Genomic DNA, 9463 nt, shown 5'->3' on the forward strand with positions numbered 1-9463 from the left:
TGCCGTTGTGGACCATCTTCGAGAAGTGGCCCGCCCCCACCTTGCCCGCGTGGACGAAGCCGTACGGCCCCTCGGGTTTGAGCGCCTCGAAGACGGGCTTCAGCCGCTCGATGTGCTCCCTGTCGCCTCCGGCCATGAGGGCGTAGCCGTTCTGCAGGCCCCACACACCGCCCGAGACGCCGGCGTCGACGAAGCCGATGCCCCTGGCGCCCAGCTCCTCGGCGTGCTTCTGGTCGTCCGTCCAGCGGGAGTTGCCGCCGTCGACCACGGTGTCGCCGGGGGAGAGCAGGCCGGCGAGCTCGTCGACGACGGACTGGGTGGGGGCGCCGGCCGGGACCATCACCCAGACCACGCGCGGGGCTTCGAGATTCTCGACGAGTTCGGTCAGACTGCTGGCATCGGAGATGTCCGGGTTGCGGTCGTATCCGATGACGGTGTGGCCCGCGCGGCGGATCCGCTCGCGCATGTTGCCGCCCATCCTGCCGAGGCCGACGAGACCCAGTTGCATCGTCGTCATGTCAGTTCACTTCCTGAGCGTGCGGTACGCGGCCACGAGGGCGGCGGTGGATGGATCGAGGCCGGGGACGTCCGTGCCGCCGGTCAGCGCGGGCTCGACCCGCTTGGCGAGGACCTTGCCCAGCTCGACACCCCACTGGTCGAAGGAGTCGATGTGCCAGATCGCGCCCTGCACGAACACCTTGTGCTCGTAGAGGGCGATCAGCTGGCCGAGGACCGACGGGGTCAGCTCGGTGGCCAGGATCGTGGTGGTGGGGTGGTTGCCGCGGAAGGTGCGGTGCGGCACCTGCTCCTCCGGCACCCCCTCGGCACGGACCTCGGCGGCGGTCTTGCCGAACGCGAGCGCCTGGCCCTGCGCGAACAGGTTGGCCATCAACAGGTCGTGCTGCGCCCTGAGTCCACCGCTCAGCTCGTCGACCGGGTTGGCGAAACCGATCAGGTCGGCCGGGATCATCTTGGTGCCCTGGTGGAGCAACTGGTAGTAGGCGTGCTGGCCGTTGGTGCCGGGCGTGCCCCACACCACCGGGCCCGTCTGCCACTCCACCGGGTGCCCGTCGCGGTCCACCGACTTGCCGTTGGACTCCATGTCCAACTGCTGCAGGTAGGCGGTGAACTTGGACAGGTAGTGCGAGTACGGCAGCACCGCGTGCGACTGGGCGCCGAAGAACGAGCCGTACCAGATGCCCAGCAGGCCCAGCAGCAGCGGGGCGTTGGACTCGGCGGGCGCGGTGCGGAAGTGCTCGTCGACGATGCGGAAGCCGTCGAGCATCTCCCGGAAGCGGCCGGGGCCGATGGCGATCATCAGGGACAGGCCGATCGCCGAGTCGTACGAGTAGCGGCCGCCCACCCAGTCCCAGAACTCGAACATGTTGTCCGGGTCGATGCCGAACTCGGCGACCTTCCCGGCGTTCGTCGACAGGGCGACGAAGTGCCGGGCGACGGCCTTCTCCTCGCCCAGCCCCTCGACGAGCCAGGAACGGGCCGAGGTTGCGTTCGTGATCGTCTCGATGGTGGTGAAGGTCTTCGACGCGACGATGAACAGCGTCTCCGCCGGTTCCAGGTCGCGGGTGGCCTCGTGCAGGTCGGCGCCGTCCACGTTGGAGACGAAGCGGACCGTCAGGTCGCGGTCGGTGCAGGAGCGCAGCGCCTCGTAGGCCATCGCCGGGCCCAGGTCGGAGCCGCCGATGCCGATATTGACGACGTTCTTGATGCGCCTGCCGGTGTGCCCGGTCCACTCGCCCGAGCGGACCTTGTCCGCGAAGGCGGCCATCTTGTCGAGCACGGCGTGCACCCGGGGCACCACGTTCGCGTCGTCGACCTCGATCACCGCGTCCCGCGGGGCGCGCAGCGCGGTGTGCAGGACCGCGCGGTTCTCCGTTGTGTTGATCCTGTCACCGCGGAACATGGCGTCGCGCAGCCCGAACACGCCGGTGGCGGTGGCCAGTTCCTGGAGCAGGGCGAGCGTCTCGTCGGTGATCAGGTGCTTGGAGTAGTCGATCAGCAGGTCGCCGACGCGCACCGTGTAGCGCCGGGCCCGCTCGGGGTCCCGGTCGAACAGCTCGCGCAGATCCGGGTGGAGCAGCGCCCCCGCGCGGTGGTCCTCCAGGGCCGTCCATTCCGGCCGGTGGGTGAGCCTGGGGCTGTCAGACATGAGTGCGGTTCTCCTTCGCGCCCGTGGGGGCGTCCTCGTGTGAGTCCTTGCCGCGCAGGGCGATGGCGTACATCTCGTCCGCGTCGAGGCGGCGCAGCTCCTCCGCGATCAGTTCGGAGGTGGCGCGCACCTTCAGCGCCATGGTCCGCGAGGGCTGGCCCGGAAGGCTGAGCGTGGCCAGCGGGCCCTCCGGGCGGTCGATGACGACCTCGCCCTTCTCGGTGCCCAGCCGGACCGCCGTGACGACGGGTCCCGCGGTGACGATCCGCTCGACGGGTACCCGCAGCCGGGCCTCCAGCCAGCGGGCCAGCAGCTCGGCGCTCGGGTTCTCGGCCTCGCTCTCGACGGCCGCGGAGATCACCTCCGCACGGGCCTGGTCGAGCGCCGCGGCCAGCATCGACCGCCAGGGCGTCAGCCGGGTCCAGGCCAGGTCGGTGTCGCCCGGCGCGTAGGAGGCGACCCGGGTCTCCAGTGTGGTCAGCGGGGCCTCGACGGCATACAGGTCGGTGATCCGGCGCTGCGCGAGGGCGCCCAGCGGGTCCCTGGCAGGGTTGTCGGGCGCGTCCACCGGCCACCACACGACGACGGGCGCGTCCGGCAGCAGCAGCGGCAGGACCACCGAGTCGGCGTGGTCGGACACCTCGCCGTACAGCCTCAGTACGACGGTCTCGCCGGTGCCGGCGTCCGCGCCCACCCGGACCTCGGCGTCCAGGCGCGAGGACGTGCGGTCGCGCAGGGTGCGGGAGTGCCGCTTGATGACGACCAGGGTGCGCGAGGGGTGCTCGTGCGAGGCCTCCTCGGCCGCCTTGATCGAGTCGTACGCGTTCTCCTCGTCGGTCACGATGACCATCGTCAGGACCATGCCCACGGCGGGGGTGCCGAGGGCATGGCGGCCCTGCACCAGCGCCTTGTTGATCTTGCTTGACGTGGTGTCGGTCAGGTCGATCTTCATGGCCTGCGCCAGCTCCGTCCATCTCGTGCGAGCATCTTGTCGGCCTCCTCGGTGCCCCGACTGCCCGAGGGGTACTGCGCGGGCCTGCCGTGCGTGGCCCAGTACTCCTCGACAGGGTCGAGGATCTTCCAGGATTCCTCCACTTCCCCGGTGTGCGGGAAGAGGCTGGTGTCGCCGAGCAGTACGTCCAGAATCAGCCGTTCGTACGCCTTTGGGCTCGACTCGGTGAACGACTCGCCGTAGGCGAAGTCCATCGTGACGTCCCCGATCTCGCCCGGCGAACCCGACCGGTGAGAAACCCGGCGGCAGCAGGCCGCGGTTGGCGAGGTCGTGGACGGCCGGCATCAGTTTCTTGCGGGACAGGTCGCCCGTGACGCCCAAGATGACCAGGCCGGAGGGGCCGGCGATGGGCGGCAGGACACGCTCGCGGTAGTCGGCGGGCTGCTCCTCGAACCACTGCACGGACGGCATCGGCACCACCTGGGTGCCCACGCCCCCGGCCTCCAGCAGGTCGCGCGCGGCGACGGCGAGCCGCACCTCGGAGCCGGTGGCGATGAGGATGACGTCCGGGATCCCGGGGATTCCTGGAGGATGTAACCGCCCTTCGCCGCCTCGGGGTTGGGAGCGTACACGGGCACGCCCCGGCGGGCCGGCGCGAGATCGTGCGGGGCCGGGTTCGTGGAGTGCCGCTTGAGGATCTCGGCCCAGGCGATGGCGGTCTCGTTTTCGTAGCCTGCGAGGAAGAGCTGGATGTACAGGGTCGGCGAGGTGTGGCCGGGGGAGAGGACGAAACGGTCACGCCCGATCCACTCGGGGTCGACGGGACCGTGTCGCATCACCTTTTGAAGGATGGTGTACGCGGCTGGAGTCAGACTCAAGGCGGTGCCCGGGTGGCCGTTGCCCGCCTTCTGTACCGGGTCGGCCGCGAGGATACGGGCCGTGTCCACGGCGTGGCGGTCGAGATCGATCCATTCGAACCCGTCTGCGCTCTGCGCACTCATCTTCAAGAAGTCCTCACTGGATGGAGATTGCCGGCAGAACAGCTTCAAAGCTTAAAGTCTGACCTTTACTGGGGAAGGTGCCCCTGTGTCAGCCTTCGGTGAAAGTGGGACAGGGGTGGCGGCACCGAGGGTGGCGCGAGAAGGACATGGCGGACGAAACCAGGCATGACGACGACGGGATCAGGACGTACCCCTTCCCCGTCGATCTGAGCGTCTGCGGCGTCGGCATGCAGGTGGGCCCCATGGAGTCCGGGCGCGCCCGGCCGCCGACCGCACCGCCCGGCCGCGTCCACCGCATCGACTTCCACGTGGTGATGCTCTTCACCGGCGCCCCCGTGAGACACATGTGGACTTCGCCGAGTACGAGGCGGCCGACGGCGACCTGCTGTGGATCCGCCCCGGACAGGTCCACCGCTATTCCTGCCGCGCTCCACGGCCGAGGTCACCGGTCTGTGCCGTTACGACCTGCCGCCGCTGCTGCGTCCGGACCGGACCAGTTCGCGGCACTGCGCGCCGTGCTCGCCCAGCTCCAACGCGAGTACGAGGGCACCGCCACCCTGCCCCTGGGCCCGCACACGGCGGTGCTGCGCCACTCCCGCGTTCCCGTTGCGCCTCGCGCATCTCGCGGCGAGTTCCGCCGAGGCGGCCCGCCTGCGGTCCGGCACCGCCTTCACCCGCTTCCGGGACGCGGTCGAGCAGGACTTCGCCGCCGACCGCGGCGTCAGTGCGTACGCCGACGCGCTCGGCTACTCCCGCCGCACCCCGGTCCGCGCCGTCCGCGCCGCCACCGGTGAGACGCCCGAGGGCTTCATCGACAAGCGTGTGGTCCTGGAGGCCAAGCGGCCGCTCGCCCACACGGACCTGCCGATCGGCCGGGTCGGCGTCGCCGTCGGCTTCCCCGACCCGGCGAACTTCTCCGAGTTCTTTCACCGGCGCACGGGCACGACACCGGCGGCCTTCCGGGCGGAACCGAGGTGAGGAAGTCCGGGCGGAGGCAAAGAAAAGGCGGAGGCAAGGAAAGAAAGGGGGTGGGACCCGGTCCCGGGACCCACCCCCTCGGCGCTGACCGTCAGTGGCCGAAGTCGAACCAGTTCACGTTCACGAAGTCGGCCGGCTGGCCGCTGGTGAAGGTGAGGTACACGTCATGGGTGCCGGTGACGGAGGTGATGTTCGCCGGGACCGTCCGCCAGCTCTGCCAGCCGCCCGTGTCGGCCAGCGCGAAACTGCCGACGGGTGCGTTCGAGCGGCTGTCCAGACGCACCTCGACCAGTCCGCTCACACCGTTCGCCGCGCCGCTCGCGACCCGCGCGTTGAACTGGGTGGCCGCGGTGGAGCCGAAGTCGACCCCCTTGTAGAGGGCCCAGTCGCCGTTCGCCAGGTAGCCGATGTCCTGGCCGCCGCCGGTGTCCGTGGTCGTCTCGGTCACCACGCCGGACTGGCCGTCGTACGACTCGGCCTGGATCGCGCTGTACGCGTCGCGGTTACCCGACGGCGGCGGTGTGGTACCGCTCCCACCGCCCGAGGACTGGAGTACCTGCACATAGTCGACCACCATCGGGTGGCCGGGCTCCGTGCCGCTGTCCGGTCCGCCGCCGAAGGCCCCGGGGAAGCCGCCCCCCATCGCCACGTTCAGGATGATGAAGAAGCCGTGGCTGGTGGCGTTGGTCCAGGTCGTCGCGTCGACCTGGTTCGCCCTCACCGTGTGGAAGTTGACGCCGTCGAGGTAGAACCGGATCTCCTCGGGACTCGTCGAGCGGTCCCACTCCATCGCGTAGGTGTGGAAGCCGGCCTGGCAGGTCGTTCCGCTGCAGGACGTCGAACCGCCGATGCCCGACGTCTCGTTGCAGGGGCCGCCCGGGTTGGTGCCGCAGTGCATCGTGGCCCAGTCGGTGTTCAGGCCCTGGACGTTCTCCATGATGTCCAGTTCGCCGACGCTCGGCCAGTTCTGGTAGTTGCCCCGGAACGGTGCGCCCAGCATCCAGAACGCGGGCCAGTAGCCCTTGGCGGCGGCACCGGTGACGTTCGGCATCTGGATCCGGGCCTGGACACGCAGCGTGCCGCCGGCCGGGGGCTGGAAGTCGGTCCGGTTGGTCTCGATGCGGCCCGAGGTCCAGTTGCCCGACGCGTCACGGCGCGGGGTGATGAGGAGGTTGCCGTTGCCGTCCAGCGAGACGTTGCCGGTGCTGGAGGTCATTGTCTCGACCTCGCCGGTGCCCCAGTTGGCGGCGCCGCCCGGATAGCTGGTCCCGGTGTCGTACTGCCAGTCGGCCGTGTTGACGCCGGAGCCCGCCGCCCCGTCGAAGTCGTCGAGGAAGACCTGGGTCCAGCCGGCCGGGGGAGTGGGGGCTGAGGCGTTCGCGGGCGGGGTGAGGGCCGTGGCGGCGGCCACGGCCAGCCCCATCGTGCCGAGCGCGGCGACGAGTACGCGCCTGAGGGGGCGGCGTCTCATGGGTGTGCCGGAAGTGTCCTTCATGGGCTGCCTCTTCGGGTACGGGGTGGGGGTGTGCGGGCGCGCATGAGAGCCACAACGGCGCGCGAGGTGTCGTGAGAGCGCTCTCAGGCCGCGCGGCCAATGTGCTCTTCGATACTTCGACCGTCAAGAGGTAAAGCCGAGAAAGTCCCTGTGCGGTAAGGGAGTTCAGGCGCTGAAGGCGGAGGTGTGGGGCGCCGCGGGCATGCGGCCGTCCGGCGGGGGTCCGGCAGGCGGAAGAGTCTGATCCACGGGCTCGGAACGCGCCAAGGCGAAACGACGTCCGCCGGACGACCGCACAGCCGTTTTCGCGCACGCAGGGTGTCGCCGTCAGGCGGCCGGACCGCTGATCCGCTACGGCTGCCGGTACGCGTAGACGGTGGTCGCGATCTGGCACACGCCCGGCTGGACCACCTCGGCGCGGAGCGTCCCGCGCGCCGCGTCGTAGTCGACGCCCTCGGTCTCGAACGTCCCGGTGCACACACTGCGCTGGGGCAGCGCGAACAGGCTCGTCACCCGCCCGGTGACCGGCCCGCCGTCCAACGCGTGCGGCAGGTCCACCTGGAGCAGCGGCCGGTCCTCCGGGAAGAGCGTGCGGGAGCCGTCGTCGGAGGCGCACAGCAGCCGGGTGTCGTTCACGAAGTCGCAGCCCTGGATGTCCCGCACGGTCTTGTCGAGGGTGATCTGCCCGGCCTGAGGCAGGGTGCCGCCCGTGCGCGGGGTGGACGGGTTCAGCAGGGGGGCGGGGAAGACCTGGAGCCGGTTCTGGTCGCCCCACTCGCCCCCCACCAGCCACTGCCCGTCCGGTGAGACGGCGGCGAAGGAGTTGTTGAGCTTCTCCCCGGGGTCGAGCCGGTGCTCGTAGGTGTAGCGCTTCCCGGCCGGAGTGGTCACCGCGAACATCTTCGACGTCGCCGTGTCCGGGCCCTGGTAGGCGTCGAAGACGTGGCCCTGGGCGATGTCGGGGTCACCGACGTGGTTCCAGCCCTTGAGGCGCAGCTCCAGCGGGATGGAGGCGAGTCCTCGGTACAGCAGTGAGCCGTCGGCGCGGCTGGCGAGCCCCTGCCCGCTGCTCAGCGAGTCGACGTACGCCGTGCCGGTCTCCTGCCAGACCGGTGCGGCGGCCGCCGACGAGGCCGCCGCACCGAGGGTGTAGGCCGCCGACACGGCGGCGAGAGCGAAGAGTTGCCGTTTCATCATGCACCTGCCACGTCGATGAGGATGGTTCCGGAATAGAACCACGCATCGGCCCTCCGGGGCACCGTTTCCCCTTCCGTTCCAGGCCGGTTCCGGACCCGTTCCAGGCCGGTTCCGGACCCGTTCCAGGCCCGTTCGGGACCCGCTCCGGACCCGTTCAGAGGCAGCCGCCGGCGCCGCGGCCGGACACGGGGGCCGCGTGCCGTGCCGCCGAGCACGCCCGCATACGCCGACGGGGCAGGATGGAGGCGGACACCGAGGTGGTCGTGATGGGTGAGGTGGGGACGTGAAACTGGCGATTCTGGGTGGCGGCGGGTTCCGGGTGCCGCTCGTGTACGGGGCGCTCCTCGGGGACCGCGCGGAGGGCCGGGTCACCCGCGTCGTGCTGCACGACCTGGACGCGGAGCGGCTGTCCGCGGTGACCCGCGTCCTGGCCGAACAGGCGGTGTCCGTCCCGGATGCGCCCGTGGTGAGTGCCACCACCGATCTCGACGAGGCCCTGCGCGGCGCCGACTTCGTGTTCTCCGCGATCCGCGTCGGGGGCCTGGAAGGGCGTGCGAACGACGAGCGGGTGGCGCTCGCCGAAGGCGTCCTCGGCCAGGAGACGGTCGGCGCGGGCGGCATCGCGTACGGCCTGCGGACCGTGCCCGTCGCCGTCGACATCGCCCGGCGCGTGGCGCGGCTGGCCCCCGACGCCTGGGTCATCAACTTCACCAACCCGGCCGGTCTCGTCACCGAGGCCATGTCGCGTCACCTGGGCGACCGCGTCATCGGCATCTGCGACTCACCGGTCGGTCTGGGCCGCCGTATCGCCCGCGCACTCGGCTCGGATCCGCGGGAGGCGTGGATCGACTACGCCGGCCTCAACCACCTCGGCTGGGTGCGCGGGCTGCGTGTGGCGGGCCGTGACGAACTCCCGCGTCTGCTCGGCGATCCGGAGCTGCTGGGCTCCTTCGAGGAGGGCAGGCTCTTCGGACCCGAGTGGCTGCGGTCCCTGGGCGCGATCCCGAACGAGTACCTGCACTACTACTACTTCACCCGCGAGACCGTGCGCGCCTACCGCGAGGCCGGGAAGACCCGCGGCGCCTTCCTGCGCGACCAGCAGGCCCGGTTCTACGAGGAGGTGAAGCGCCCCGGTGCCTTCGCCCTGGAGACCTGGGAGCGCACCCGGGCCGAACGCGAGGCGACGTACATGGCCGAGAACCGCCGTACGGCGGGCGCCGGCGAGCGCGACGCCGACGACCTCTCCGGCGGCTACGAGCAGGTGGCCCTCGCCCTCATGCGCGCCATCGCCCGCGACGAGCGCACCACCCTCATCCTCAACGTGCGCAACCGCGACACCCTCCGGGTCCTTGACGCGGAGGCCGTCGTCGAAGTCCCGTGCCTGGTCGACGCCAACGGCGCGCACCCGGTGGCGCTCGATCCGCTCCCCGGCCACGCCGCCGGCCTGGTGTGCGCGGTGAAGGCCGTCGAGCGCGAGGTGCTCTCCGCGGCGGAGTCCGGCTCGCGGGCGACGGCGGTGAAGGCGTTCGCGCTGCATCCGCTCGTCGACTCCGTGCACGTGGCCCGTCGCCTCGTGGACGGTTACACCGCGGTGCACCCCGGCCTGGCGTATCTCGGGTAGGCGCCCCTGCCGGAGGTGCTCCCCGCCCTCCGGCCGCGAGGTCTGGGGGGGG

6 protein-coding genes and 3 pseudogenes are annotated in these 9463 nt (G+C 70.9%); 2 read left to right on the top strand and 7 right to left on the bottom strand.

What is annotated here, in order from left to right:
- The 5 genes and pseudogenes from ACFSL4_RS20705 to ACFSL4_RS20725 all read right to left on the bottom strand — a co-directional run.
- Positions 1-508 (bottom strand): NAD(P)-binding domain-containing protein (locus tag ACFSL4_RS20705; RefSeq protein WP_381085003.1); only part of this gene is annotated, 508 nt, incomplete at its 3' end.
- A 15-nt stretch (positions 509-523) separates the two neighbouring features.
- Positions 524-2167: a glucose-6-phosphate isomerase gene (gene pgi, locus ACFSL4_RS20710; protein ID WP_381084863.1), complete on the bottom strand. Its 1644-nt coding sequence runs from the start codon at positions 2165-2167 to the stop codon at positions 524-526.
- A complete protein-coding gene (gene opcA, locus ACFSL4_RS20715; RefSeq protein ID WP_381085005.1) occupies positions 2160-3119 on the bottom strand; it encodes a glucose-6-phosphate dehydrogenase assembly protein OpcA in 960 nt (319 codons plus the stop codon). The genes pgi and opcA overlap by 8 nt, the downstream gene beginning before the upstream one ends.
- A pseudogene (locus tag ACFSL4_RS20720) lies at positions 3116-3403 on the bottom strand (glucose-6-phosphate dehydrogenase); the annotation flags it as partial. The pseudogene ACFSL4_RS20720 and the gene opcA, both read right to left, overlap by 4 nt.
- 124 nt (positions 3404-3527) lie before the next feature.
- Positions 3528-4120, bottom strand: a pseudogene (locus ACFSL4_RS20725) (transketolase-like TK C-terminal-containing protein); the annotation flags it as partial.
- A gap of 146 nt (positions 4121-4266) precedes the next feature.
- Here ACFSL4_RS20725 and ACFSL4_RS20730 point away from each other — a divergent pair.
- A pseudogene (locus ACFSL4_RS20730) lies at positions 4267-5098 on the top strand (helix-turn-helix domain-containing protein).
- Between the two features lie 91 nt (positions 5099-5189).
- Here ACFSL4_RS20730 and ACFSL4_RS20735 read toward each other — a convergent pair.
- Both ACFSL4_RS20735 and ACFSL4_RS20740 read right to left on the bottom strand, forming a co-directional pair.
- Complete coding sequence (locus tag ACFSL4_RS20735) at positions 5190-6593, bottom strand: glycoside hydrolase family 16 protein (protein ID WP_381084866.1); 1404 nt, start codon at positions 6591-6593, stop codon at positions 5190-5192.
- A 351-nt stretch (positions 6594-6944) separates the two neighbouring features.
- Positions 6945-7787 (bottom strand): hypothetical protein, encoded by an 843-nt coding sequence (locus ACFSL4_RS20740; protein WP_381085008.1) that lies wholly within the window; start codon positions 7785-7787, stop codon positions 6945-6947.
- A gap of 286 nt (positions 7788-8073) precedes the next feature.
- Between ACFSL4_RS20740 and ACFSL4_RS20745 the strand changes: the two genes are divergently transcribed.
- Positions 8074-9411, top strand: a complete 1338-nt coding sequence (locus ACFSL4_RS20745) for a 6-phospho-beta-glucosidase (RefSeq protein WP_381084869.1) — start codon at positions 8074-8076, stop codon at positions 9409-9411.
- Positions 9412-9463 lie beyond the last annotated feature (52 nt).

Origin of the sequence: Streptomyces caeni (assembly GCF_042678285.1) — a bacterium.
Lineage (GTDB): Bacteria > Actinomycetota > Actinomycetes > Streptomycetales > Streptomycetaceae > Streptomyces > Streptomyces caeni.